The 26,157-nt window shown below is 63.0% G+C and carries 24 protein-coding genes; 17 read left to right on the top strand and 7 right to left on the bottom strand.

Annotated elements, in window-relative coordinates; all coding sequences use genetic code 11:
* The first annotated feature begins 229 nt into the window (after window positions 1-229).
* The 6 genes from LDN85_RS14325 to LDN85_RS14300 all read left to right on the top strand — a co-directional run bounded on the left by LDN85_RS14325 (window position 230) and on the right by LDN85_RS14300 (window position 6,846).
* Window positions 230-1,993: a trypsin-like peptidase domain-containing protein gene (locus LDN85_RS14325; protein WP_223943371.1), complete on the top strand. Its 1,764-nt coding sequence runs from the start codon at window positions 230-232 to the stop codon at window positions 1,991-1,993.
* Between the two features lie 276 nt (window positions 1,994-2,269).
* Window positions 2,270-3,073, top strand: coding sequence for an electron transfer flavoprotein subunit beta/FixA family protein (locus tag LDN85_RS14320; RefSeq protein ID WP_035760560.1), 804 nt, complete (start codon window positions 2,270-2,272; stop codon window positions 3,071-3,073).
* Between the two features lie 14 nt (window positions 3,074-3,087).
* Complete coding sequence (locus tag LDN85_RS14315; RefSeq protein WP_026546178.1) at window positions 3,088-4,041, top strand: electron transfer flavoprotein subunit alpha/FixB family protein; 954 nt, start codon at window positions 3,088-3,090, stop codon at window positions 4,039-4,041.
* Between the two features lie 5 nt (window positions 4,042-4,046).
* Window positions 4,047-4,826, top strand: a complete 780-nt coding sequence (locus LDN85_RS14310; protein ID WP_026546177.1) for a PIG-L deacetylase family protein — start codon at window positions 4,047-4,049, stop codon at window positions 4,824-4,826.
* A gap of 74 nt (window positions 4,827-4,900) precedes the next feature.
* Window positions 4,901-5,446, top strand: a complete 546-nt coding sequence (locus LDN85_RS14305; RefSeq protein WP_026540023.1) for a gluconokinase — start codon at window positions 4,901-4,903, stop codon at window positions 5,444-5,446.
* Complete coding sequence (locus tag LDN85_RS14300; RefSeq protein ID WP_091550093.1) at window positions 5,443-6,846, top strand: gluconate:H+ symporter; 1,404 nt, start codon at window positions 5,443-5,445, stop codon at window positions 6,844-6,846. The genes LDN85_RS14305 and LDN85_RS14300 overlap by 4 nt, the downstream gene beginning before the upstream one ends.
* Window positions 6,847-6,929: 83 nt before the next feature.
* Here LDN85_RS14300 and LDN85_RS14295 read toward each other — a convergent pair whose 3' ends face one another.
* The 4 genes from LDN85_RS14295 to LDN85_RS14280 all read right to left on the bottom strand — a co-directional run bounded on the left by LDN85_RS14295 (window position 6,930) and on the right by LDN85_RS14280 (window position 10,039).
* A complete protein-coding gene (locus LDN85_RS14295; protein WP_223943370.1) occupies window positions 6,930-7,778 on the bottom strand; it encodes an anti-sigma factor in 849 nt (282 codons plus the stop codon).
* Window position 7,779: 1 nt separating this feature from the next.
* Window positions 7,780-8,496 (bottom strand): ECF RNA polymerase sigma factor SigK, encoded by a 717-nt coding sequence (gene sigK / locus LDN85_RS14290; protein WP_091550095.1) that lies wholly within the window; start codon window positions 8,494-8,496, stop codon window positions 7,780-7,782.
* A gap of 76 nt (window positions 8,497-8,572) precedes the next feature.
* Window positions 8,573-9,040, bottom strand: coding sequence for a tRNA (cytidine(34)-2'-O)-methyltransferase (locus tag LDN85_RS14285; RefSeq protein WP_026540027.1), 468 nt, complete (start codon window positions 9,038-9,040; stop codon window positions 8,573-8,575).
* 54 nt (window positions 9,041-9,094) lie between these two features.
* Window positions 9,095-10,039, bottom strand: coding sequence for a J domain-containing protein (locus LDN85_RS14280; protein WP_026540028.1), 945 nt, complete (start codon window positions 10,037-10,039; stop codon window positions 9,095-9,097).
* A gap of 120 nt (window positions 10,040-10,159) precedes the next feature.
* On the opposite strand from LDN85_RS14280, the gene LDN85_RS14275 reads away from it, so the two are divergent.
* The 4 genes from LDN85_RS14275 (at window position 10,160) to LDN85_RS14260 (ending at window position 13,863) form a co-directional block, all read left to right on the top strand.
* Entirely contained in the window at window positions 10,160-11,089 is a 930-nt protein-coding gene (locus LDN85_RS14275) for a YegS/Rv2252/BmrU family lipid kinase (protein WP_223943369.1), read from the top strand.
* A 134-nt stretch (window positions 11,090-11,223) separates the two neighbouring features.
* Complete coding sequence (locus LDN85_RS14270) at window positions 11,224-11,898, top strand: hypothetical protein (protein ID WP_035760488.1); 675 nt, start codon at window positions 11,224-11,226, stop codon at window positions 11,896-11,898.
* 35 nt (window positions 11,899-11,933) lie between these two features.
* Window positions 11,934-12,611 carry an ArsR family transcriptional regulator gene (locus LDN85_RS14265; protein ID WP_026540031.1) on the top strand — a complete coding sequence of 226 codons (678 nt, stop codon included), beginning with the start codon at window positions 11,934-11,936 and terminating at the stop codon, window positions 12,609-12,611.
* Between the two features lie 22 nt (window positions 12,612-12,633).
* Window positions 12,634-13,863 carry a cysteine desulfurase family protein gene (locus tag LDN85_RS14260; RefSeq protein WP_026540032.1) on the top strand — a complete coding sequence of 410 codons (1,230 nt, stop codon included), beginning with the start codon at window positions 12,634-12,636 and terminating at the stop codon, window positions 13,861-13,863.
* 11 nt (window positions 13,864-13,874) lie between these two features.
* Here LDN85_RS14260 and LDN85_RS14255 read toward each other — a convergent pair whose 3' ends face one another.
* Complete coding sequence (locus LDN85_RS14255; protein ID WP_026540033.1) at window positions 13,875-15,110, bottom strand: FAD-dependent oxidoreductase; 1,236 nt, start codon at window positions 15,108-15,110, stop codon at window positions 13,875-13,877.
* 174 nt (window positions 15,111-15,284) lie between these two features.
* Here LDN85_RS14255 and mnmA point away from each other — a divergent pair, with 174 nt between their 5' ends.
* The gene (mnmA, locus tag LDN85_RS14250; protein ID WP_035760489.1) at window positions 15,285-16,406 is read left to right on the top strand and encodes a tRNA 2-thiouridine(34) synthase MnmA; all 1,122 of its coding nucleotides are present in this window, start codon (window positions 15,285-15,287) and stop codon (window positions 16,404-16,406) included.
* 124 nt (window positions 16,407-16,530) lie between these two features.
* Window positions 16,531-18,156, top strand: coding sequence for a hypothetical protein (locus LDN85_RS14245; protein WP_155854571.1), 1,626 nt, complete (start codon window positions 16,531-16,533; stop codon window positions 18,154-18,156).
* A 38-nt stretch (window positions 18,157-18,194) separates the two neighbouring features.
* Here LDN85_RS14245 and LDN85_RS14240 read toward each other — a convergent pair whose 3' ends face one another.
* Window positions 18,195-19,022: a caspase family protein gene (locus LDN85_RS14240; protein WP_026540036.1), complete on the bottom strand. Its 828-nt coding sequence runs from the start codon at window positions 19,020-19,022 to the stop codon at window positions 18,195-18,197.
* Between the two features lie 247 nt (window positions 19,023-19,269).
* On the opposite strand from LDN85_RS14240, the gene LDN85_RS14235 reads away from it, so the two are divergent.
* The 4 genes from LDN85_RS14235 (at window position 19,270) to LDN85_RS14220 (ending at window position 24,845) form a co-directional block, all read left to right on the top strand.
* Window positions 19,270-20,898 carry an ABC transporter substrate-binding protein gene (locus LDN85_RS14235; RefSeq protein WP_026546165.1) on the top strand — a complete coding sequence of 543 codons (1,629 nt, stop codon included), beginning with the start codon at window positions 19,270-19,272 and terminating at the stop codon, window positions 20,896-20,898.
* A 127-nt stretch (window positions 20,899-21,025) separates the two neighbouring features.
* Window positions 21,026-22,117, top strand: a complete 1,092-nt coding sequence (locus tag LDN85_RS14230) for an ABC transporter permease (protein WP_223943368.1) — start codon at window positions 21,026-21,028, stop codon at window positions 22,115-22,117.
* Between the two features lie 2 nt (window positions 22,118-22,119).
* Window positions 22,120-23,142 carry an ABC transporter permease gene (locus tag LDN85_RS14225; RefSeq protein ID WP_223943367.1) on the top strand — a complete coding sequence of 341 codons (1,023 nt, stop codon included), beginning with the start codon at window positions 22,120-22,122 and terminating at the stop codon, window positions 23,140-23,142.
* Window positions 23,139-24,845: an ABC transporter ATP-binding protein gene (locus LDN85_RS14220; protein WP_026546163.1), complete on the top strand. Its 1,707-nt coding sequence runs from the start codon at window positions 23,139-23,141 to the stop codon at window positions 24,843-24,845. The genes LDN85_RS14225 and LDN85_RS14220 overlap by 4 nt, the downstream gene beginning before the upstream one ends.
* 82 nt (window positions 24,846-24,927) lie before the next feature.
* Here LDN85_RS14220 and LDN85_RS14215 read toward each other — a convergent pair whose 3' ends face one another.
* The gene (locus LDN85_RS14215; protein ID WP_223943366.1) at window positions 24,928-25,584 is read right to left on the bottom strand and encodes an NAD(P)-binding domain-containing protein; all 657 of its coding nucleotides are present in this window, start codon (window positions 25,582-25,584) and stop codon (window positions 24,928-24,930) included.
* 182 nt (window positions 25,585-25,766) lie between these two features.
* Here LDN85_RS14215 and LDN85_RS14210 point away from each other — a divergent pair, with 182 nt between their 5' ends.
* Window positions 25,767-26,156, top strand: coding sequence for a chorismate mutase (locus LDN85_RS14210; RefSeq protein ID WP_026540041.1), 390 nt, complete (start codon window positions 25,767-25,769; stop codon window positions 26,154-26,156).
* The last annotated feature ends 1 nt before the right edge of the window (window position 26,157 follow it).

Genomic DNA, 26,157 nt, shown 5'->3' with positions numbered 1-26,157 from the left:
TCGCTGTGGCAATTCCTCTTGATTCTATGGTGCACCCCATGCTCCGTCCACAGGGGTGAATATGCCACCAGCGAAATATAGGAGAGGTCGGGATTGTTCAGCCGTTGAGGACAATTCGGCAGGTCTGTTGCAGCCCGGCCGGACCTTTCAGGAAGCTCCCAGCGAACGTCCGCTTTTGTTCCAGTTACTGGGTACATAGTTGTTGGAGACGAGGACGAAAGGAAGACCCATGACGGAGAACCCAGCGCAGGGCACCGCACCGGAGAACCGCGAGCCATCCGAGCCGCGGGAGACAACCGGCGGGCACAGCGACGCCACAGCCACCCAGCAGCAGCCGGCCTGGACTTCAGGGCAGGAGAATGCCGGTCAGGAAACTGCAAATCATGAAACTGCGGGGCATGGCCACGGGGACACCCACGCCACCACCCCCTTGCCGGCCTACCAGCCGCCTGCAGCCGACCAGAGCGCCCAAACCTACCAGGGCGCCCAGGCCGGCGCGCAAGCGCACCACGCAAGCCAGCACGCTGCCCCGGCCCAGCACTCGCCGCAGCAGTACACGGCCCAGCACCCCGGACAGCACACCGCTCCCGCCCAGGCCTCCGGCCAGCCCAACGCGACCACGCAGCAGCCGCAGTACTACGGCGTTCCGCAGCAGGATCCGTCCCATCGTCCCAGCTACCCGCAGCACCAGCCGTTCTACGGCGGAGGCGCCGGCCCCCAAGGACCCCAAGGCCCCCAGGGACCTCACGGCCCGGGCACGCAGCACTCCCCGGCCACCAATGGCCCTGCCAAGCGCAAGCCCGCTTTCGGCGTGGGGACCTTGGTGGCGAGCATGCTGGCGGCGGGCTTGATCGGTGGCGGTGTGGTGGCCGGAAGCAATGTGCTCTGGGACCAGCCGGCTCCGGCAGCGTCAACGAGCGGGCAGTCCAGCACTGTCATCGTCAACAACAAGGATGACGTCAACGTCATCACCGCTGCAGCTGCCAAGGCTTCGCCCAGCGTGGTCACCATCAAGGCAACCAGCGGCAACGAGGGCGGAACCGGTTCCGGCATCATCCTTGATGACCAGGGCCACATCCTCACCAACACGCACGTCGTAACGCTCGACGGCGCCACGGCCAATGCCGCGATTGAGGTCCGGACGAGTGACGGGAAGGTCCTCAAAGCCACCGTTGTTGGCACGGATCCGCTCTCGGACCTGGCCGTGATCAAGGTCAGTGATGCGTCCGGGCTGGTTCCTGCAACGCTCGGAGACTCTTCCAAGATCAACGTGGGGGACACCGCCGTCGCAATCGGTTCGCCTTTGGGCCTGACCGGTACCGTGACGGACGGAATCGTCTCCACGCTCAACCGCACCATCAGCGTTGCCTCCTCCGCTGTTCCCGAGGGCACGCCGGACGAAAGCCAGGGTGGCGGCGAGGGCTTCCAGTTTGCGCCACCGAACGGTGGCCAGAGCCAGGCCACTGCCAATGAGGGTTCGATCGCCATCAACGTCATTCAAACCGACGCTGCGATCAACCCGGGCAACTCCGGTGGTGCGCTTGTGAACAGCAAGGGTGAAGTCATTGGGGTCAACGTCGCCATCGCATCTGCGGGCAGCGGAACCTCCGATTCTTCCACTGGAAACATCGGCGTAGGTTTCAGCGTGCCGATCAACCATGCCAAGAGGGTGGCCCAGGAGATCATCGACAACGGCAAGGCCAGCCACGGCCAGTTTGGCGTGTCGGTTCGGTCCAAGTCCTCCACCGGCAGCAACTCGGGCTTCTCTGTGGGTGCAGAGGTTGCCGCAGTGACCAGCGGTTCGGCCGCGGCGAAGGCCGGCCTGAAGGTTGGCGATGTCGTGACCAAGTTCGGCGATTACACCGTCAGCGATCCAAACCAGTTGACCGCAGCGGTCCGCGAGCAGACGGCAGGTGCCAAGGTCAAGGTCACCATCCAGCGGGGCGGCCAATCGCAAGAGGTCGAAGTTACCCTCGACGCCGCGCAGCAGTAGGCGGCAGCAAAAGCGCACGACGGCGGGCGTCACCTCACTGGTGCCGCCCGCCGTCGTGCTGCGTCGGGTAAGCCGGGGTATCGGCTGCGGCGCCGCTGGCGTCGGCAGCCGGAGGTATCGGGAGTCATCCTAAACAGTGCTTAACGCTGGGAGTGGTTTTCTGCGGGCAATATGCTTAGCTAGGACGAGCCCACGCGCTGGGCAATTCACGGCCACGCTGTTGCGGTTGGCCGTCCACAAGCATGGAAGGCTGCTTCGAAGACAGTGGAAGAGACATTGAAGATTGTCGTTCTGGTCAAGCACGTCCCGGACGCGCAGTTCGACCGGCACATCACCGGACCTGGCAACACAACCGACCGTGACGAGAGCATCTTGTCCGAGCTGGACGAGTACGCGCTCGAGGCAGCGCTGCAGCTAGCCGAAGAACGTGGCGGACCCAAGGCCGGCAACGAGGTCATTGCGCTGAGCATGGGCCCGGCAGGCGCGGTCAACGCCGTCAAGAAGTCGCTGCAGATCGGCGCGTATTCGGGCGTCCACCTCAGCGATGACGCTCTGGCAGGCTCCGATGCCGCTGCCACCTCGCTGGCACTGGCTGCCGCCATCAGGCATCTGTCAGCCGACGGCCGCCCGGTGGACCTGGTCCTGACCGGCATGGCGTCCACCGACGGTGAGACATCGTTGATTCCGTCCCAGTTGGCCGAGCGGCTGCAGTTCCCGCAGGTCACTTTCGCTTCCACCCTGGAAGTTGCAGGCAACCAGGTCACTGCCCGCCGGGATGCCGGTGCCTTCTCGGAAACCGTTGAAGCGCAACTTCCGGCCGTCGTTTCGGTGACCGATCAAATCAATGAGCCCCGCTACCCCAACTTCAAGGGCATCCTCGCGGCCAAGAAGAAGAAGATTGCTTCCCTGTCACTTGCCGACATCGGTGTGGACGCCTCGCAGGTGGGCCTGGCTGGTTCCTGGACCGTAGTTGAGGCCGCAGAGGCCCGACCGCCGCGGACAGCCGGCACCATCATCACCGACGACGGCGACGCCGGCATCAAGCTGGTCGACTTCCTCGCCGCACAGAAGCTGCTCTAAAGGGGATCGCAACCATGGCAAACGCACTTGTTTTCATTGACAACCCGGGAGCGGCTCTGAAGAAGAGCAGCCTCGAACTCCTCACCATCGCCCGCTCGCTGGGGGAGACCGCCGTCGCGTTCACCGGTGAGCTGAACGACGACGTCGCCGCCACCTTGGGTGCCTACGGCGTCGGTACGGTTTACCAGCCGTCGACGCAGGACCTCGAGAACTATCTGGTTGGCCCGAAGGCCGCTTACCTTGCTGCTGCGGTGCAGAGTTCGGGAGCCACGGCTGTTCTCCTGGACAACTCGCCCGAGGGCAAGGAAATCGCGGGCAGGCTGGGTATCAAGCTCAACGCGGGCGTCATTACCGACGTCGTAGGCGTGGAGGCTGACGGCACAGCGCACAAATCGGTCCTTGCAGGCTCGTACAACACCACCGCGAAGGCCACCACCCCGGTGACGGTCCTTTCCATCAAAGCCAACAATGTCGAGCCCGCCCCGGCCGAAACTGCGGGAACCCCGGAAGTTGCCACGGTTGAGTTGCCGGCGGATGCCGCGGCCAACTCTGCACGCATCGCTTCCCGGTCCGAGAAGCCTGTCAGCGGCAGGCCGGACCTCAGCGAAGCACGCATCGTCGTGGCCGGTGGCCGGGGCGTGGACGGCGACTTCGGTCCGGTTGAAGAACTTGCAGATGCCCTGGGTGCGGCAGTGGGCGCATCCCGCGCCGCCACGGATGCGGGCTGGATCGGCCATGACGCGCAGGTGGGCCAGACGGGTGTGACCGTTTCACCCCAGTTGTACATTTCTGCAGGCATCTCCGGAGCCATCCAGCAGAAAGCCGGCATGCAGACCTCCAAGGTCATCGTGGCCATCAACAAGGATGCCGAATCACCGGTATTCGAGATCGCCGACTACGGCATCATCGGCGACCTCTTCAAGGTTCTCCCGCAAGCCGCTGCCGAGATCAAGAAGCGGAAAGGCTGATCCCTTTGTCTACTGGCGTATCGTCAGCGAAGAGCCCGTTCGACGCCTCCACGGAGCGCGTCGAGCGGGTGCTTTGTTTTACCGCCCATCCTGATGACATCGATTTTGGTGCCGCCGGTACCATCGCCGCCTGGACGGCTGCCGGGGTGGAGGTCAGCTATTGCATCATGACCGACGGCGACGCCGGCGGCTTTGATCCGGTGGACAGGGAACGGATTACCGAGCTCCGCACCGGGGAGCAACAGCGGGCCGCTGCCCTTGTGGGCGTCAAGGAGATCCACTACCTCCACGAGCTCGACGGCTACCTTGAGCCGACACATGGCGTCATCAAGCAGGTGGTGAAGCTGATCCGGGAAGTCCGGCCGGACATTGTGCTGACCATGCATCCGGAGCGGAACTGGGACCGTCTCCAGAAGAGCCACCCGGACCATCTGGCCGCCGGCGAAGCAGTCACCCGGGCTGTCTATCCTGCAGTGGAGAATCCCTTTGCGTATCCGGAACTTGCCGAAGCAGGCTTGGATGCCTACAAGCTGCCGTGGCTGTGGTTTATCTGCAGTCCGGACGCCAGGGAGAATCACTTTGTTGATGTGTCGACCCATGTCGATGCCAAGCTGGACGCCATCCGGGTCCATGCGAGCCAGCACCCGGACATTGAGGGCATGGAGCGTGTTGTCAGGGGTCAGATGCTGACGAACGGACAGCGCGCGGGTCTGCCTGCCGGGACCAGTGCAGAAGGCTTCCATGTGGTGTCGGTCAACGGGTCCGGAACCATAGCCGGCTTTTAACATTGCCGTGGTGTTACCCGTGTCATATGCTTGATCTCGGTTAAATCATATTTATTCGAGGAAGGCAGACTTTGATGGCGAAGACTGCGCAACAACCTGTACTGGTAATTATGGGAGTTTCCGGCTCCGGTAAATCAACCGTGGCCGGAGTCCTGGCCGGAAAGCTTGGCTGGGACCTTGCCGAAGGCGACGACCTTCATCCCGAAGCGAACGTCGCCAAGATGCACGCGGGACAAGCCCTCAGTGATGAGGACCGCTGGCCTTGGCTGGGCATCATCTCGGCCTGGATTCGCGAACACGTAGAGTCCGGAACTCCGGCGATCATTACCTGTTCGGCATTGAAGAAGAAATATCGCGATGTCCTTCGCAGCGAAGGTGTGGTGTTCGTCTTCCTGCAGGGGAGCAAGGACAAGATCTCCGACCGCCTGGCCTCAAGGCACGGCCATTTCATGCCGCCTTCGCTCCTTGAGTCCCAGTTCGACGCGCTGGAGGAACCGACTGAGGACGAAAACTACATCTCGTTGTGTGTTTCGGCCTCCCCGGCTGAGGAAGCCGACGAAGTCATCGAACGGCTCGGCCTCCGCCCCGCAGCCGCTGGCAGCGAAGCGACCGCCTCGTGAGCGTCCTGGAAACCGCCACGCAAGTACAGGAATGGACCGGGCACGACACCCGGCTCCTGGTAGTAGCTGCTCTGGGCATTGCCTTGATCGTGGTGCTGATTGCCAAACTCAAGTTCCACCCGTTCCTGGCCCTGGTGCTGGGGTCTGCCTTCGTGGGCCTGGCTTCGGGCGTGGAACTGGGCAAGGTCATCACCAACTTCGAGGACGGCGTGGGCGGTGTCCTCAAGGAAGTCGGGCTGCTGATTGCGCTCGGGGCCATGCTCGGGAAGCTCCTGGCGGATTCCGGTGGTGCCAACCGCGTGGTGGATACCCTGTTGGCCAAAGCCAGCGGCAACAAGCTGGTCTGGATGATCACCCTGGTGGCCGTGATCATCGGCTTGCCCATGTTCTTCGAGATCGGCCTGGTCCTCCTGCTCCCGGTGATCGTCCTGGTGACGCAGCGTTCGAAAATGAAGCTGATGCGGATTGCGATCCCGGCACTGGCTGGTTTGTCTGTGCTGCACGGCCTGGTGCCGCCGCACCCCGGCCCCTTGATTGCCATCAGCGCCGTGAAGGCCGAGCTCGGAACGACGCTGGGTTTGGGGATCCTGGTAGCGATTCCCACCGTCATCATCTGTGGGCCGCTCTTCTCCCGGCTGGCCGCACGGTGGGTTCCGGTTGATGCGCCCGCCGTAGCAGGTGGAATCGACACCCAGCACGCTGCAGACATGAGTGAAGTCAAACGGCAACCATCGTTCCTGGTGACCCTGCTGACCATCATCTTCCCCGTAGTGCTGATGTTGCTGAAGGCCTTGGGCGGCATCATCTGGCCGGACCCTGCGACGGCACCTGCCCTTCGGATCTTCTTCGACTTTGTGGGCCAGCCTTTGGTGGCCATGACGCTGGCTGTGTTGGTGGCCATGGTGACTTTCGGGTATGCCGTAGGTTTCACCGGCAGCAGGATCACGGCAAAACTGGGCGAAAGCCTCGGGCCGATCGCGGCGATCCTCCTCATCGTGGGTGCCGGCGGAGGCTTCAAGCAGACGCTGATCGGGGCCGGCGTGGGCGACGCCGTCAAGAAGTGGGCTGAGGGCGCCAATATGTCCGTCCTCGTACTCGGCTTCATCGTTGCGGTGGCACTCCGCCTTGCCACAGGATCGGCGACGGTGGCCACAGTGACGGCAGCCGGCATCGTGGCGCCGCTGGCGAGCAGCCTGAGTCCCACTCATGCTGCCCTGCTCGCCCTGGCAATCGGCGCAGGATCCCTGTTCCTCTCCCATGTCAACGACGCCGGTTTCTGGTTGGTCAAAGAACTGTTCGGACTCACCGTCGGGCAAACGTTCAAGACCTGGTCCGTTATGGAAACGCTGATTTCGGTGGTGGGATTCGGGTTCGTCATGCTCCTGTCCCTGGTGTTATAGCTGCCTGTTGAAAAAAACAAAACGCCCGACGGCGGTCATCCCCGAGGTGGGACGGCCGCCGTCGGGCGTTAGGTGCTTTTACTTCAGGCGCTCAGTGCAACCACCAGGACAGGGTCCGTGGTGGGGGCGCTTGATCCGCCCGTGGGTTCCACGGTGATCGCTACGGACGAGGCTGAGGACAGGCCCTTCACCACGGCCGGCTTGGAGAGAGTCTGGGCATCCATGGTTCCCTGCGGTACCGGTGCTGAACCGTCCTTGGGCAGGGTCCACAATTGGTACACCTTGCCCGCCGGAGCCGGGGCCACGCCATCCATGAGGACCACGAAGGAGTCCTTGGCCGAAGAAGCGGAAATGGTAGCCGTTCCGCCGCCGGGAACCGGTGCGGACTTCTGCTGGACGTCCTGTGCCTGCAGCACCTGGTTGACGGGGTCGTTTTGGGTGGAAACGTAAGCTCCCACACCAATACCACCAAGGGCGATCACTGCTGCTGCGGCCGCGCCCACGATCCAACGACGGGCCCCACCGGCCCCGCTGCGCTCCCCGCGTTTTGCCCTCGCAGCGGCCAGCTCATCCAATACCGGAGGTGCAGGCTCAGTGGCCGCCGGTTCAGTGGCCGCCGTTCCGGCGAAGGGCTCAGCCGGCGCTTCATGGGAGATGCGCTGCATGATGGTGTCAAAAAGGGCGGCCGGAGGCTCCTCCTCGGGCGCGAAGCTGACGGCCAGGGTCTCCCTGGCTGCACGGACGCGTTCGTGGAATTCCCGGCTCTCCGGAGCATCCCGGAGGTAGGAATCGATCATGTCCCGTTCGTCATCATTGATGGCGTCCAAGGCATAGATCTCAGCAAGTTCGAGTACACGGCCCTCGGCGAGGTCGGTTGCGATGTCGTTGGCAAACATTCTGCGGATAAAGCCTCCACTGGTGTTTTCACTCATTTCAACCCACCCCCAGGCAGGTCTTCAAGCGAAGCAGCCCGTCACGGATGCGGGACTTGATGGTGGGGACGGCAGCGCCCAAGTGCTCGGCAACCTCCCGGTAGGTCAATCCGCCGTAATAAGCCAGGCGGACCGATTCGCGCTGGGTGTCCGTCAGCGTGCCGAGGCAACGGCTGACTGCTTCGGCTTCGAGGTTGGTGTCGGCTTCTTCGGCTACCAGGTCACGGTCCGGGTCCTGGCTTGCAGCGCCGTATTTGGCCTCACGATCCGTTGCGGCCTGCACGGCCCGCACACGGTCAATGGCCCGGCGATGCGCAATGGTCATCAGCCACGCCAGCGGCGTGCCTGCGGAGCGATCGAACTTGGCTGCGCCTTGCCACACTTGGATAAACACTTCCTGGGTGGCGTCTTCGCTGAGGTCGGGGTCTATGAGGACGCGCTTGGCCATGCCGAAGACACGCCGTGAGGTCAGGCGGTAGAACTCGGCAAAAGCCTGTTGGTCGCCGGAAGCCATGAGCTCAAGCAGGCCGGTGAGCTGCGAATTCACATCTGTCGCGGTGCCTGTAGCTTCAAAGACCGGTGGGCCGGGGGTGTTGGGGATGTCCATCACCGTCCAGCATATGTCGTCGCGTTTGAAACCGGCAGCACCACCGTGTGATGTTGCGGGCGCGGCGGTGCAGCGGTTCACTGATATCGCCCTGGTCTGCAGCGCGCTCACGTAAGCTCCCTCAACGAATGTCCCGGCAGGATTTGTCCTGCATCAGGTATTCGGTGCTGCGGCGCCTTTGGATGGGCTACACCTTGGCTCCGGCGAATCCGTTCTGCCGCCAGGCCTCGAACACGGCAATCGAAGCAGCGTTGGCCAGGTTAAGGGAGCGCAGTGATGGCTTCATGGGAAGGCGGACGCGGGCTGTGACATGGGGGTCGTTCTTCAACCAGTCCGGCAGGCCAACAGACTCGGGCCCGAACATCAGGACATCACCCTCGACGTAGCTGATATCGGTATAGGACGTTTCGCCGTCGGAGGTGTAGGCAAAGACGCGTTGCGGTTGCAAGGCCTCCCATGCGGAGTCGATGTCTTTGTGGACGGTGACTACGGCAAGGTCGTGGTAATCAAGGCCGGCGCGGCGCAGTTTGGCATCGGAAAAGTCGAAGCCGAGGGGCTCCACCAAGTGGAGTTCGGCTCCCGTGATGGCGGCCAGGCGGATGGCATTGCCCGTATTGCCCGGGATTTCAGGAGTGTGGAAGAGGATGCGGAACACCCGCCCATCCTATCGGTCAGTGCCGTCGGGCCCGGGCAGGAGCCCAGGTGGTGCCTAGTGCATCCCGCGCAGCAGGCGTGCCAGCACCGGCACCACTACGGTGTTCGGAGCTGGCCCCGAGCTGAGGAACTGCTTGAGCCCCCTGGCCAGTCCGGCGCCATTGACCACTTCCACGGCGTTATGGCTGGATTGGCCCTTGCCATACTGATCAATCACCGGTTCGTGCAGGTTGCCATCAGGGCTGTGCAGGACCACCCATCCGGTGACGTTGAGTTCAGGGAAGATGTCCTGCATGTGCCGGACGATGTGTGCCAGTTGCGGGGGAGCGACGGAACGGCCGCCGTGCCGAAGGGAGTGGCCGTCCCAGGAGTACGCACCCTTGGGAAGCAGCATGGAGCCTACCAAGGCCAATCGGTAACCGGAGAGCACGGCGTGGTCAATGTGGTTGTTGTCCGAGGGTGAGCGGAGGCCATTGATGAGCCGGGCTGCTGGAATGGCCGGCAGCACCTGGCGGCTGATGAGCTGGACGGTGCGCATTTCACGTTGGATCCGCGCTTCGGCTCCAAAGATGCCCCGCTTCCGGGGGAGCCCATGGACCTGTTGCGCGGCTTCGGCCTCGGAAATGAGCGGGACCTCGTTGGGATCCTCAAACGCAGGGACGTAAACGGGTGGATCACCGGCGGTGTTCCGCTGGGTCTGGGGACGCCTGACGTTCCCGGTGGCGAAGGGACCCGGTGCTGAGGTGCCCGTGTAGTCCCCGGGACGGGGCTGGCTTACCCCGGATGCTCCGCGGGCGTAGCGGCGGTCGTACTCAGCCCTGCGCCGGGGGTCGATCAGGGTTTCGTAAGCCAGGGTGACACGCCGGAACATCTCCGCTTCTCCGCCGTGGTCGGGGTGCGCCTTCCGGGCAGCCTTGCGGTAGGCGACCTTGATCTCCTTGTCCGTCGCGGTGACGGAAACACGAAGAACCTGATAGTGCGAACTGCTGCCCTCGGCCAAGCACGGGCCCTTCTCTCAAAGTGGTGCGCTCCAGGGGAGACGCGGTACTGGCAAGTTTATCCAGCCACTATGTGAACGTTGGTACCGGGGCGGGTGGTTCCCGCTGGCATAATTCACGCTGTGACCCCACCGGCAGCCGATAACCCCTCCAGCACGCGGGGAACCATCGCTCTGGCGATCAACCCGGCTGCCTCCTTTGGCCGCACCCGCCTTGCCGGGGACCATGCCGCAGCCCGGTTCCGCGCCGCCGGACGTGACGTCGTCGTTCTCCAAGCGGACGGGTACAGCGGGCTGCGGCAACTCGTCGACCAGACCCTGACCCGCCGGGAAGTGGGCGCCCTGGTGGTGGTGGGAGGCGACGGCATGGTCCATCTGGGGGTCAACGCGCTCGCCGGATCCGACATTGCCCTGGGCATAGTTCCCAGCGGAACGGGGAATGACGTTGCCCGGCTCCTTGGAATGCCGCTTCACGACACCGCCGCGGCCTGTCGCCTCATCCTGGCCTCGATGGCCGCAGGAGGAAGGCGGATCGACGCCGGCCGGGTTGTCTCGGATGGCCGGACCAGCTACTTTGCCGGAGTTCTCTCGGCCGGGTTCGATGCCGCAGTCAACGAACGGGCCAATTCGTGGAGGTGGCCGCGAGGAAAAAGCCGCTATAACCTTGCGATGCTCAAAGAGTTGGGTTCGTTCCGAAGGATCGACTACACGGTGACGGCGGACAACATGACTTGGCGCCAGCCGGCGCTGCTGATCTCAGTGGCGAACGGGCAGTACATCGGCGGTGGCATGCGGATTACACCGGAGGCTTCGCCCGAGGACGGCCTGCTGGATCTTTTTGTGGTCAAACCGTTGTCGCGGCTCCGGTTCCTTGCTGTTTTTCCGAAAGTATTCGCCGGCAAACACACCGGCCACCCTGCCGTGCAGATCACGCGCGTACAGAAGGTGCGGTTGGAGGCAGAGGGCGTAGTGGCCTACGCCGACGGCGAGCGCATCGGTCCGTTGCCGGTGGACGTGGATGTTGTTCCGGGCGCTGTGCGGGTCCTCGCGTAGGCGGGCCTGGCGGCTAGACTCGATCGCGGCAGATGGCCTGCTTTCTGTCCTGGCAGGGTGATGTCCCGGCAGGTTAATGAATCGGCATGGTGGCGTCAGGGCAGGTTGATGGATCGGCACGGTGATAAGGAGCGATGGTGACGCGAAACGTTCGACGACGGGTGGCTGGGATTGCTGCCCTGGGAGCCGCCGCCATGGTGGCCGGCTGCACCGTCAACGTTCCTGATCCGGCGGCGCCGAAGCCGTCGCCGTCGGAGTCCACGCTGGCGACGCCCACCATCACCCCCGGGCATGATGCTGCCGCGGTTGCGGCGAAAGACTTGCCCTTGACGGCTGGAGGTACGTTGGCTGCAGGGGACCCTGTGACCGTTTCCACCCGGTTGGAGGAAGTTCCGGGGTGGACTGTGGTGCATTCCGGCCTTCAAGGCGAAGTGCGGTATCGGAAGGGTGACGGCTGCACTTTGGCCATCAGGGTCAGCGTCAACCAGGGTCCCTTGGTTGTGGCGGGAGATGACGCAGCCTCCACCAAGGAACTCTTCCACTACCTTGATCCGGGCATTGCGACCGAACGGTTGAAGCCGGTGTCCCTGCGTTGGGGACAGGATTCGGATAAGCCCCAGCATGCCGTGGAGTTCCTCGGCTTGGAATCCCCGGCAGCCTCGGGCGGTAACGCCGCTGTTGTCATGGCGAGGTTGTTCAGTGCTCCTGCGTCTTCGGTGTTCGTTTCGGTGGCCTGCCCGGATGGGGCGTTGTTGGAGAAGGCGCGCGCCGAGGTGGCCGCCCAGCTTGTGGTGGTCCCGCCAAATTAAGCAGCGTTCCTTGTTTTTAGAGTTACCCTTGCTCCATGAACGGCCTCACCTGGCTCCAGCGGCTTTCGGCGGTAGCTTCGCTGAACGACACCTGCCGCAGGGACCTGTACAACTACGTCAAGCGTGCGGGCCACGCGGTGGGGCGTGACGAGGCCGCCCAAGCCATGGCCATACCGCGCAGCACAGCGTCCTTCCACTTGGACAGGTTGGTCCGGGATGGATTGCTGAGCCCGCAGTTCCGGAAAACGGCGGACAAAGCAGGGCCTGGTTCAGGGCGCCCTGCCAAACTCTACGTACCCGTGGTGGACGAGGTGGGAGTCTCCGTTCCGCCACGACACTACGATCTTGCAGGGGACCTCCTGGCCTCCGCCATTTCGCACTCGGCAACGGCGGACGTCCCTATCGCTGAGGCTCTGGCGGAAGTCGCAGCCACCAAGGGGCGGCGGATCGGAGGCGATGGGGATTTTGCAGCCACCCTGGCCGGCCTCGGATACGAGCCTGTGCCTGATGGCGAAGGCGGATACAACCTGCTGAACTGCCCGTTTCATCGGTTATCCCAGGAGCATCGGGAGGTGGTGTGCGCCATGAACGGCGCTTTCCTCTCCGGAGTCGCCGACACTTTGGCCGCTGATGCCGTCGAAGTGGTGCCAGACCTGGGACCGGGCCACTGCTGTGCGCGGATCGTGACGGCGAACCAAACCCCGCCGTCCTAGGCCCCGCCGGTAGAATGGCAAGGTGCCTGTATACCTCGACCACGCTGCCACCACGCCGTTATCGGCCGAAGCGCTCGCCGTCATGACGCGGGAGCTTGCGCGAACCGGAAATCCGTCCTCACTGCACGGAGCGGGTCGTCGTGCCCGCCGCGCCGTAGAGGACTCCCGTGAAATGCTTGCCGCTGCAGCCGGAGCGCATCCCTCGGAGGTCATTTTCACCTCCGGCGGAACCGAGGCGGACAACCTGGCTGTCAAGGGCTTGTTCTGGGCCCGCCGGGACGAGGACCCGCGCCGGACGCGGATCCTTTGCTCCGCCGTCGAACATCACGCCGTTCTGGACACCGTCGAGTGGCTGGAGCGCCACGAGGGCGCCGACGTCGTGTGGCTTCCGGTCGATGGGTCCGGCGCGGTGCGGCTCGAGGTCCTTGAGCGGGAGATCGCCAGGGACCCGGAGTCAATTGCGCTTATCACCGTGATGTGGGCCAACAACGAGGTCGGAACCATCCAGCCGGTCGCTGGGATCGTTGAGCTCGCCAAGCCCCACGGAATACCGGTCCACTCTGACGCCGTCCAGGCTTTTGGGTCCGTCCCCGTGGATTTCCGGGGGAGCGGGCTGGCGGCAATGTCGGTCTCAGGGCACAAGCTTGGCGGTCCCGTGGGCGTTGGTGCCCTGTTCCTTGGCAGGTCAGTGAAGCTGACGCCGGTCCAGCACGGTGGTGGCCAGGAACGGGATGTTCGCTCCGGAACGCTGGATACGCCGGCCATTGCAGCTTTCGCCGCAGCGGCCCAGTCCGTGACACAGAGCCTGTCCGAAGAGCGCAGGCGGCTCAGCGCCTTGCGCGATCAGCTGATCGAGGGCGTTATGGCGGCCGTACCCGAGGCAGTGCTGCGCGGTGCTGCGGGCGAGGGGCGACTGCCGGGAAATGCACACTTTACCTTCCCGGGATGCGAGGGCGATTCGCTCCTTTTCCTCCTGGACCTGGCCGGGGTCGAATCTTCCACCGGCTCTGCCTGCACGGCAGGGGTGCCGCGGCCATCCCATGTGCTGTTGGCGATGGGCCTGGATGAGGACACGGCCCGCGGGGCACAACGCTTCACCCTGGGCCACAGCTCTACGGACACGGACGTCGAAGCGCTCCTGAAAGCCCTTCCCGAGGCCTGTTCAAGGGCCCGGCAGGCGGGCATGGCCGGTCACGAGTCCAGCATCCAAACTGCGGCAACAGTGGCGCGGCAGGGATCGCACACGTCCTGACGGCCTTGCGCCTAGCCGGGAACCAGCTCTTCCAAGGGCACTCCTGGATCCGTGAGGCCTGCAACGTCAACGCGGACCCGCCCGGAAATCAGGGCTTTGACCGGCTTCTGCACCTTTGTTTGGTTGATGCTCATGCCCGCCACCACCAGGCCGTCGTTCAGCCAGAAAGCCATGAAGCCGGCATCGGCCGTCGAGCCACGGATTACTGGTTCAATGCCTGTGGCCAGGGTCGGGAATCCCCAGTACTCCATACTGAGCTCGAACTGGTCTGTGTAGAAGTAGGGGATGACGTCCAGCACGGCAGCCTGGCCCAGCATGGACTTCGCCGCAACCTTGCCGCCGTTGAGGGCATTTGCCCAGTGTTCGCTGCGCTGGTGTTCGCCCGTGAAGGGATGCAGGGCGTTCGCCGCGTCGCCGGCGGCGAAGACGTCCTGGGCGCTGCTGCGGAGCCCGGCGTCAACCAGGATCCCATTGCGGAGGGCAATGCCCGCTGAACCGGCGAGGGAAGTATCCGGGACAACCCCCACTGCGATGATGACGACGTCCGCCGGAATCGTTTCGCCCGTACTCGTACGGACCGCTGTTGCCCTGCCCTCGCGCCCCTCGATACCAGCGGCGCTCGCAGGAAGACGGAAATGCACGCCGTGGGAAGTGTGGACCCGCTGGAAGCAGGCACCAAGCGCGGGCCCGATGGCTGCGCTGAGGGGAATATCTTCCAGGCCCAGGAGCGTCACGTCGTTCCCGTAGGTGCGCGCCGCTGCGGCCAGTTCCATGCCAATCCAGCCTGAACCGATCATCACAACGTTGCGCCCGCCGTCGGCCAGCAGGCCGCGCAGCTTCAAGCTGTCCTCAAAAGTCCTGAACGTCATCACTCCCTGAAGTTCAGAACCCGGCAGCGGGATGGTCCGCGGCAGTGCCCCGGTTGCCAGGAGCAGCTTGGAGTAGCCAAGAGTTCGACCCGTTGCCAGCACTACCTCATGGTTGCGGGTGTCGACTCCGTGGGCAGGACTGGCGAGGAGGAGTTCGACGTCGTTCCGGGCGTACCAGTCCGCCGGAACCACTTCTGCGGTGTCCGCGCCGGCCTTGCCAAGGAGGAATTCCTTTGACAGGGGCGGACGGATGTAGGGATTCCGGTTTTCGGCGCCCACCAGCGTGATGGGTCCCTCGTAGCCCTCTGCGCGCAGTGTCTTGGCTGCGGTGGCACCGGCCAGTCCCGCGCCGGCAATAACCATTCGTTCCTGTGCCATGTCCACTCGTTTCTAAAACCAGTTCTCTTGACTTTAGAATCCTTGGCGGGGCCGGTCAAGGGATTTAGTGCAGCCGTGGTAAAGCACGCTAGAATAGACGGGCACGTCGGCTGGTCTGATCCGGACCAGTAGCCACAGCCCCAACAGAAAGCCAGCATGCGAGTACTTGCAGCAATGAGCGGCGGAGTGGACTCCGCCGTAGCCGCCGCCCGCGCCGTAGAGGCCGGACACGACGTCGTCGGAGTCCACCTCGCGTTGTCGCGCATGCCCGGCACCCTGCGTACCGGAAGCCGGGGCTGCTGCACCATTGAAGACTCCCGTGATGCCTGGCGGGCCTGCGACGTCCTTGGAATCCCTTACTATGTGTGGGATTTTTCGGAGCGCTTCAAGGAAGACGTTGTCCAGGACTTCATTGATGAATACGCTGCCGGCCGGACACCGAACCCCTGCATGCGATGCAATGAACGCATCAAGTTCGCGGCCCTGCTGGAAAAGGCCATCGCACTGGGCTTCGACGCAGTCTGCACCGGGCACTATGCCAAGGTGATCGAGGACGCCGACGGCAACCGTGAACTCCACCGCGCAGCCGATTGGGCCAAGGACCAGAGCTACGTCCTGGGTGTCCTGACCCATGAGCAGCTCAAGCACTCCATGTTCCCGCTGGCAGAGACCCCCTCCAAGGCAGAAGTACGTGCTGAAGCCGAGCGGCGGGGCCTGTCCGTGGCCAACAAGCCGGACAGCCACGACATCTGCTTCATTTCCGACGGCGACACCCGTGGCTGGCTGGCCGAGAAGATCGACATGACTACCGGTGACATCGTGGACGAAACCGGCGCCAAGGTCGGCGAGCACCCCGGTGCCAACGCGTTCACAGTGGGACAGCGGCGCGGTTTGAAGCTGGGAACCCCGGCCGCTGATGGCAAGCCCCGCTTTGTCCTGGAAATCCGTCCCAAGGAAAACAAAGTGGTGGTGGGGCCGGAGGCACTGCTGGCCATCGACGAGATCCGCGGCATCAAGGTTTCCTGGGCAGGCCTGCCCATCGCCGAAGTCGAGACGGGCGCAGAGTTTGATTGCCATGCCCAGGTAAGGGCGCATGGGGATCCCGTTCCGGCGCGAGCCCACGTGGAGACCGTCGATGACGACTCTGGAGTGCAGCGTGCAGAGCTGGTTGTCACCCTGACCGAGCCGCTCCGCGGCGTGGCTCCGGGGCAGACCGTAGTCCTGTACCAGGGCAGCAGGGTTTTGGGGCAGGCGACCATCGACGCCGCCCGTTCCCTTCAGCGCGTGGCTCTCTAGGAGCAATCCGGTCCAGGGCCCATTCCCGCCACAGCCATTGCCACCGGAATGGGGCGCCTCCATACTGGCCTAAGCAGCGCTTCCGCTGCGGTATTTGGGGTCCGCATTCGGGACGGCGATGACTGTGGCATTTCCAAAAAAGAGCCCGGGAGACATCAAAGCCGGGCAGATGGTCTCAGTGACCGTTCTTGCCGAGGGGCCGATTGGCGCCCCGGGAATGGCGCCGCTGACTGCACAGGTCCGGATCCCGGTAGAACGCCTGAGGCGTGGTCCCACGGGTCATCGCTATGCAATCCACATCAGGAAGTGGCGAGGAACCTCTGTGTCCCCGGTGACCCTGACGCAGCAAGGTGATCCCTGGAAGCTGGTTTCCGAACCCCCACCGGCCGGTTTGCGTGAGCTCCTTGATGACACCCGCTTCCTGGCCCAGCACGTCTATGGCGTGGCCATGAGCACCTTGGACATCTTCGAATCAACCCTCGGCAGGCGCATGCCGTGGAATCCGGAAGGGCGGGTGGTCCTCAAAGCCAGGGACCTGATCACCGCCACCGACACCGGCTACGAGCGGGGCACCAACATCATCCGCTTCGGTTCGGTGGACCGGATGGGTTATAAAGTACCCACAGCCCTCTACCGTGACATTGTTGCCCACGAGGTGACCCATGCCATCCTGGACGGATTCCGTCCCGCGTGGGCGGACCAGATGGCCACCATGGAGCAGTTGGCCATGCACGAGGCGTTGGCCGACATCGTAGCCATCCTTTCGGTCTTTTCTTCCCGGGACATCGTCTCGCGGCAACTTGAAGCGGCCGGTGGCGGCTTTGAGGCCGGGCAAGTAGTGGACGATGTGGTCCTGATGCGGTCCCTTTTCGATTTTGCCCGCGATCTCTTCGCCCGTGGACCATTGCGGGAACCGTTCATAGGCGCCGTGCCCGAAGACTGGCAGTCCCTTCCGGAACCGCATGCGAGGGGGGCCGTGGTGGTGGGGGCGGTGCTCCGGGCGGTCCAGCGGCTGTGGTCGGAGCGGAACGCGCGGTTCGGAGACAACCAAAGCCTGCAACAGAAGGCCGAATCAGGCTCGATAGTGGCTACGCGTGTCCTGCGCATGGTGATCCGTGGCCTCTCCTACATGCCACCGGTCGACGTTTCGTGGCGGGACCTGCTTCGCGGCATCATCGCGGCCGACCTCGACATGGTTCCCGAAGACAACCATGGATACCGTGAGGCACTCCAGGCCGAGTTCTCCGGAATAGGCATACGCAGGGTGTCCATTAACAACATCAGCGGCGTGGACAGCTACCAAGGGCTCCGCTACCCCATCAGGTTGTCGGCCCTCGGCTCCGATCCCCAGGAGGTGCAGCGATTCGTCTGGGAGAATCCGCGGCTTCTGGAGGCGGCGCGGCTGGAGCGCCGCACGCCCTTGAGCTCCACGCGGGTACGGACCTCGGAGCGTGTGTCCCCGGACGGTTTCATCATCTCCGAGATCGGTGCATCTTTCATCCAGACCGTCCGGATGAGCCGCAGGGAAGCTTATGTGCGCCTCGGCCTGAAAACCCGGAGGGAATTCGTTGACATCCGTGGGGGAGGGCTGTTGCGCTTCGATGCCGGGGGCAGATTGGTATACGCAGCGCTCAAACCGGTGATGGACAGGGAACGGCAAGGACAACTGTTTGGTTCGGACCAGCACCACGATGCCGAAGAGGCCGCCTCCTCGGGAGTCCGGGACAAGTTCCACGCCACCGGCAGCTGACAACCGAAATTTACGTCCGGGCGGAGAAGGAGCGGCGGTCAGGCACCCCAGGCGGCGTTTCGTGCGTGCTTGGAAGCTTCCAGCTGTGCAACCTGGTCGAAGCCGCCGGACTTGAGCCCCTTGCTGACCTCTTTGAGCAGGGCCGCACGCCCCAAGGTCCGGTCACCGTGCAGGGACTTGACCAAATTGTAGGTGAACGCGCCGTTGTAGCGGCCCTCCATCAAGGCATCGGCGGCGGTTTGATCAGACCGGCAAGCTGCCATGAGTACCGGGGTAGAGAGCTTGGCCGCTTTGACCAAGTCCCGCAGGGTCCGCGTTTCCAGATCCTCGTTGGCCACAACAGCGCGTGGCGTCGGTGCCGGCAGAAAGCGCGGACGACGACCGGGGATCAAGTCCAAGGACTTCAACCCGGTACCGCTGTGGCAGGTATCGAGGACCACGTCCATCAAAACGCCTTCCGGAAGGCGCGAAAACGCTGCTGCCAGTTCGTCGTCCGAAATGACGGTGTCGGGATCCCAGGAGTCACCGGCGTCATTGATGTCGTAGCACGCGAATGCCTCATCAAGGCTGTCGTCTTCGTCTCCGCTGTTGTCCGGGATCTGGGTCCCGTGGCTGGAGAAGGTGAAGACGATGTGGTTGGCAGCGCCCGAGACCGCAGCGTCAACCAATTTATTGAGTTCGGCCATGACGTTTTTCTTCGCAGCGCCGGCGTCGCGAAGGACCGTGATCGAGGACCGGTCGAAGCCATAGTCCTTCTCCAACATCCCCGCCAGATCCTCGGCGTCGTTCACACAGCCGTTGAGCCAACTGGCTTGGGGCAGGAACTTGAACTCGTTGATCCCTACGCACAATGCTGCCTTGCTCATGTGGCTGTCCTTTGTGCCGACTTTCAGTGAGTGGAGACTCGGAATAAACCATATTCCTGAGCTCCACCCCGGGCAATGGTTTGCCGAAGCCGGACCGAAGCTACTGGAAAGTAAATTTTGTGTCTCAAATCACTGTTTTGAGGGTTCGCCCCGTTCGAAGTCTGGTTGAATCGAGGCACTAAGAGTGTGCGCCGTCACAAATATCCCACGGCGGCGCGCCGAATCCATCGAACAGAAGGTTCACCAGATGGCAATGAACAAGAAGGCCCTGCACGGCGTTATCGCGCTGGCGGGCATCTCCGCGCTCGCCTTGACGGCATGCACGGGTCCCTCGGGCGGCGGCTCCTCGTCCGCCCCGGCAGCCGCGGGCCCCATCGCCTACGGCACCACAGACAAGGTCACGTCGCTTGACCCGGCAGGGTCTTATGACAACGGTTCGTTCATGGTGATGAACCAGATCTACTCCTTCCTATTGAACTCCAAGCCCGGTGGAGCCGAGCCGGTCCCGGACCTGGCGGAATCGTCGTCGTTCACGGCTCCGTCCGAGTACACCGTCAAGCTCAAATCCGGCCTGAAGTGGGCCAACGGCCACACCTTGGATTCCAAGGACGTCAAGTTCTCCTTTGACCGGCAGGTGGCCATCAACGACCCCGCCGGCCCGGCATCGTTGCTGACGAACATCGAGAGCGTGAGCGCACCGGACGCCACCACAGTGGTGTTCAAGTTGAAGAACGCCAACGACCAGACTTTCAGCCAGATCCTTAGCAGCCCTGCCGCGCCGATCGTGGACGACGAAGTCTTCCCGGCCGACAAAGTCCTGTCCGACGACGAGATCATCAAGGCCAATGCTTTCTACGGCCAGTACACCATCGACAGCTACAAGAAGAACGAGCTTGTCAGCTTCAAGGCGTTCCCGGACTACCAGGGCGTCCTGGGCAAGCCGGCCAACGATGCTGCCACCATCAAGTACTACGCCAGCCCCACCAACCTGAAGCTGGAAATCCAGCAGGGAGCCATCGACGTCGCCTTCCGCAGCCTCAGTGCCACGGACATCGATGACCTCCGGAAGGACTCCAAAGTCAAGGTCCTCACCGGGCCTGGCGGCGAGATCCGCTACATCACCTTCAACTTCGACACCATGCCCTATGGAACCAAGGCAGCCGGCGCAGATCCGGCCAAGGCATTGGCCGTCCGCCAGGCCGTGGCCAACCTCGTTGACCGCCAGGCCATCGCAGACCAGGTCTACAAGGGCACGTACCTGCCGCTGTACTCCAACGTTCCGAGCGGATTCCTTGGTGCGAACGAGTCGTTCAAGGATGCCTACGGTGATGGCGGAAAGCCAAGCCTGGACAAGGCCAAGAAGGTTTTGACCGACGCAGGAATTACCGAGCCTGTGGCACTGAACCTGCAGTACAACCCGGACCACTACGGCGGATCATCCGGAGATGAATACGCAATGGTCAAGGAACAGCTGGAGAAGTCGGGCCTCTTCACCGTGAACCTGCAGTCCACGGAATGGGTCACCTACAGCAAGGCCAGCCGCGCCGATGAATACCCGTTGTTCCAGTTTGGCTGGTTCCCGGACTTCAGCGATGCCGATAACTACCTCACTCCCTTCTTCCCGGAGGGCGGCTTCCTGAAGAACCACTACAACAACGCCACGGTGAACGACCTCATCGGCAAGCAGTTGACTGAGGCTGACAAGACCAAGCGGGAATCAGACATCAAGGATGTCCAGAACGCCCTCGCCAAGGACATTTCCACGCTGCCCCTGCTCCAGGGTGCACAGGTGGCGGTAGTCGGAAGCGGCGTGAATGGTGTCGACAAGACACTGGACCCGTCCTTCAAGTTCCGCCTGGGCGTCATATCCAAGTAACCGCACCAACGTGACCAGAAGGCAGGCGGGACACTGATCCGGTGTCCCGCCTCCTTTGCTGACCACCATCTTGGCCGGCACGCATGAGCCAACCCCGCGCAATCCACGGGCAGGAATACAGGTAATAATGACAACACTTATAGAGGTACCCGAGGCCGAGCCCGGGATAGTTGCTCCCAAGAGCAAGTCCAAAGCCGGGGGAGGGCTTGGCAGATACATCGTGATCCGGTTCTTCCTGATCATTCCCACCGTCTTCATCCTTGTGACGCTGGTGTTCTTCCTGATGAGGGTCATTGGAGATCCCATCACGGCATCCCAGGGTGGCCGGCTTCCTCCGGACGTCCTGGCCCAGCGCATCCACGACGCCGGCTACGACCGTCCCATCCTGGTCCAGTACTTCGAATACATTGGCCAACTCCTGACGGGCAATTTCGGCACCACCATCACTGACCGGCGTCCAGTGGTGGAAGTACTGACCACTTTCGGAGCAGCCACCCTTGAACTCTCCATCAACGCACTGATCGTCGCCCTGCTGGCAGGTATTCCCTTCGGCCTCATTGCGGCCCAACACCGGGATAAGACTCCCGACGCCGTGCTGCGGTTCTTTGCGATCCTTTGCTACGCGACGCCCGTCTTTTTTGCCGGCCTGCTCCTCAAACTGACATTTTCTGTGTGGCTGGGCTGGTTCCCGGTGGCCGGGCGGGCGTCCACCCGGACAGAACTGACCATGAGCGGCCTGGCAGCGCCTTCAGGAATTTATTGGCTGGATGCCCTCCGCAGCGGCAACTTGACCGCGTTGGGTGACATCGCTTCCCACGCCGTCCTTCCGGCCCTTGCCCTCGGCCTCCTGACGGCCGGGGTCTTCCTGCGCCTGGTGCGTACCAATGTGATCGGTACGTTGGGAAAGGACTACGTCGAGGCAGGGCGCTCCAGGGGAGTCAGTGAGTTCCGGCTCGTGACCAAGCACGCCTACAAGCCTGCACTGATCCCCATCATCACCGTCATGGGGCTGCAGATCGCGTTGATGCTGGGCGGGGCCATCCTGACGGAAACCACCTTCGAATGGAAGGGCCTGGGGTATCAATTGGTGCAGTATCTGAACGCCCGCGATTTTGTGGCCGTCCAGGGAATCGTGGTCCTGCTGGCCATCATTGTGGCCGTAACCAACTTCATCGTGGACATCATTGCCGCGCTCATCGATCCCCGAGTGAGGTACTGACCATGAGCACTCCATCGCTGACAGCACCCAAGCAGCCCCTGCTCCACCGGCTGCCTGTGGTCTCGCACTTCAAGAAAAGCGTCGGCCTCCAACGCGGCATGCTGATCGTAGGCCTCGTTCTCACAGGGCTGTTGATCCTCACCAGCATCTTCGCGCCATTGCTCGCACCCTACGGCTACTCCCAACTCAGCGACGCTTCCGGTTCCTTTCCCACGCAGGAGGCACCGGGCGGCAAGCACCTGCTGGGAACCACAGTCAGCGGCTATGACGTTCTGTCGCGGGTGATCTGGGGATCCCAGACGGCCGTTACGGTCATTGTCGTCGCCGTTGCCATGTCCCTTTTCCTGGGTGTCGCCCTGGGTTTGCTCAGCGGCTACTTCGGCGGCTGGCTGGACCGCATCCTGGTAGTGGTGGCAGATGCCATCTATGCCTTCCCCACGTTGCTCCTGGCCATCGTCATCTCGATCGTCATCAGCAAGGGCCAATCCAGTTTCTGGGGCGGTATCTTCTCCTGTGCTTTCTCCATCACCGTGGTTTTCGTGCCGCAGTACTTCAGGGTGATCCGCGCCGAGACCATCCGGCTCAAGGCTGAACCATTCGTCGAGTCTGCGAAGGTGCTGGGCGCGTCCAGCATGCGCATCATCGGGCGCCACATCTTCAAGAACGCCACGCGGACACTGCCGCTCATGTTCACCCTCAACGCCTCCGAAGCGATCCTCACCCTCGCGGGGCTCGGGTTCCTGGGGTTCGGCATCGAACCTACCTCTGCTGCCGAATGGGGCTTTGACCTGAACAAGGCGCTGGCTGATACATCCTCCGGCATTTGGTGGACCGGCGTGTTCCCGGGCATCGCCATTGTGCTCACCGTCCTGGGCCTGACCCTGGTGGGCGAAAGCATCAACGACCTCAACGATCCCCGGATCCGCGGACGCAAACGGGCAGGCGGAACGCCGGCTGCGCCATCTGCAGCCCCGGCAGCACCAACAACGGCGGCCTCAGAGCCCGAAGAGGCAGGTAAGCCATGACCACCAACCTTGGACACATGTCAGGGAAGTCCGTCAACGCTGAACCCGTTCTCAGCATTGACCGGCTCCAGGTAACGTTCGCGACGGACGGCGGGGATGTCCACGCCGTCAAGGACGTGAGCCTCACCGTGAACTCCGGCGAGGTTGTTGCGATCGTCGGGGAGTCCGGATCAGGCAAGACGGTCACCGCCAAGACCATCCTGGGCCTGCTGCCGGAAACTGCCATAAGCTCCGGCGCCGTGGTGATCAACGGCAACAACGTGATCAGTGTCAGTAAAGCCGCCTTGCGTAAAATCCGCGGACGCGATGTTGCCATGGTGTTCCAGGAGCCCTCCACAGCCTTGAACCCGGTGTTTACCGTTGGTTGGCAGATTGCTGAAGGAATCCGGGCCCACGCCACGGACGGAAAACGGGTCTCCGCCAAAGAGGCCAGGCAACGCGCTGTTGAGGCCCTGCGCAAAGTAGGAATCCCGGATCCAGAAACCCGCGTCAACTACTATCCGCACCAATTCTCCGGCGGCCAGAAACAGCGTGTAGTCATCGCGGCAGCGCTGGCCCTGAACCCCGGCCTCATCGTCGCCGACGAGCCGACGACCGCCCTGGATGTCACGGTCCAAGCCGAGATCCTGCAGCTGCTCCGGGACCTGCGGGACAACTACGGCACCTCCATTGTGCTCATTACCCACAACATGGGCGTGGTAGCCGATCTCGCGGATCGGGTAGTGGTCATGTACCAAGGGGACGTCGTGGAGGAAGCACCTTCCCGTGTCCTCTTTGCCGAACCAAAGGTGGACTACACCAAGAAGCTGCTTGCCGCCGTCCCGCACCTGGGCCGTCATTCGGCCTCCGAAGGTGCCCGTGGCCGGCTCCACCAAGACGGCAAGATCCTGGTGGAAGCCAAGAACCTCACCATTGAGTATCCGGGCAGGTTCGGGCGCAACGGATTCAAGGCCGTAGACAACGTCAGCTTTACTGTCTCGGAAAATGAGGTCTTTGGCCTGGTAGGGGAGTCCGGCTCGGGCAAATCCACCATTGGCCGGGCCATCGCGGGCCTGAACCGGGCTACGGGCGGCAGTTTGAAGGTTCTCGGCTACGAGATGCTGGACTTCAAGGAGCGTTCCTTCCGGCCGCTTCGCAAGGAGATCGGCTTCGTTTTCCAGGATCCGGCGGCCTCGTTCAACCCGCACCTGACCATCGGTGAGTGCGTCGCGGAGCCGTTGATGATCCATACCAAACCAAGCGCGGCCGAGGCGAGGAAAAAAGTCGGTGAGCTGCTCGAATCAGTCCAATTGCCGGCGTCGTACGCTCAGCGGTATCCGCACGAGCTGTCCGGCGGACAGCGGCAGCGTGCCTCCCTGGCGAGATCGCTGGCATTGAACCCCCGCCTCCTCATTGCCGACGAACCAACCTCTGCCCTGGACGTCTCGGTGCAGGCGAAAGTCCTGGACCTGTTCAAGGACATCCAGGAGCAGTTCGGCTTTGCTGCCCTGTTCATCAGCCACGACCTCGCAGTGGTGGACATGTTGTCCCATTGGGTGGGCGTGCTGTACAAGGGCCAACTTGTGGAGCAGGGGATTGGCAACCACGTGATGGGCTCACCGCAACACGACTACACCAAGCGGCTCATCGCCTCGCTGCCTGTACCCGACCCTGACGAACAAGCACGACGGCGGGAAGCCCACCGGGCGCTGCTGGGCGGCTAGCTGCATTGCCGGCGGACCCGCAAAGTCCGTGAAAGGCACGCCCCTGGTGGGGCGTGCCTTTCCTGTGCGGGAGGAGCCGGCGCTATTCAGAGACGATGCCGATGTTGAACATTTTTCCGTGGGGCTGCTGCATAAAGATCCGCAGCCACAGCGGCAACCACATCTCCATTCCGCGGGCGGCGTCGAGGCCGCCCAGATCCCTGATGTGCCCGGGCGCCCAGCCAAATTCCTGGAGGAGATCCGAAACACGGGACTTTGCGGCAGGATCGTTGCCTGCCATGAAAATATCGTGGGATCCGGGCAGCCTCGAGGGCTCCACCATGACCGGTGCGCTTACCGTGTTGAGCGACTTGACTACCAGGACATCCGGGTAAGTCCGCTGAATTGTTTCGGCGATGCTGTCGGTATTGCACACGGTCAATGACGGAGGGAACCCACTCGAAGAATCCAGGGCATTGGAGACGTCCAACAGGATTTTGCCGTTGAGGTTTGCTTCGCCGGCCTCAGCCAAGACAGCGAGGCTGACTGTCCCCGGGGTGGCATTGACCACCAATTCTGCTTGCTCAGCTGCCTCGGCAAAAGAGCCGGCATGGGCTCGTGACCCTGCCTGGGCGGCCCATTCCTGCCCCTTTGGATTGCCGGATTCGCGGGAGCCCATGGTGACTTCATGGCCCAACGACACCAGCTTGCCCGCGAGGGCGTGCCCCACCATGCCTGTGCCCAGAACAGCGATTTTCATGGTGACTCCTTTGCCGAACCTGCAGTGATGCTGTCATTGTGCTCCGAAACCGGCCTCGGGGGATACTGCCATCATTGCAGGGGCGTGCGTTCGGTTTGCCCCGGTCTGCGCCGCCCTGCGGCGGTCCGAGGCGCAAAAGTAACACCCACGTGCGCACCGTCCGGCACCATAGACTGGGACGCATGACCGAGCAGAACAACGCCCTTCCCGATGCCGCCGATTCCTTCAACCCGGCTGCGAGTTCACTGGCCGGCCAAGTGGACAGCGCCGTCATGGATGAGTTGCTGTCCATCCGGTCCAGTATCGACAACATCGACGCGACCCTGGTCTTCCTGCTCGCCGAGCGCTTCAAAGCCACGCAGAAGGTAGGAGTCCTCAAGGCCACCCATAAGCTTCCCGCCGGAGATCCGGGCAGGGAATCAGCCCAGATTGCCCGCCTCCGCCGGCTCGCCGAAGATGCGCACCTGGACCCGGCGTTTGCCGAGAAATTCCTGAACTTCATCATCAGCGAAGTGATCCGCCACCACGAGGCAATCGCCGAGGACCACCAGATTTCAAGCCAGCAGGTTTGAC

The organism is Arthrobacter sp. StoSoilB20, from assembly GCF_019977295.1.
GTDB classification, from domain to species: Bacteria; Actinomycetota; Actinomycetes; order Actinomycetales; family Micrococcaceae; genus Arthrobacter; species Arthrobacter nicotinovorans_A.
The sequence above is the reverse complement of the archived record's forward strand: the minus strand, read 5'-3'. Positions and strand labels throughout refer to the sequence as shown.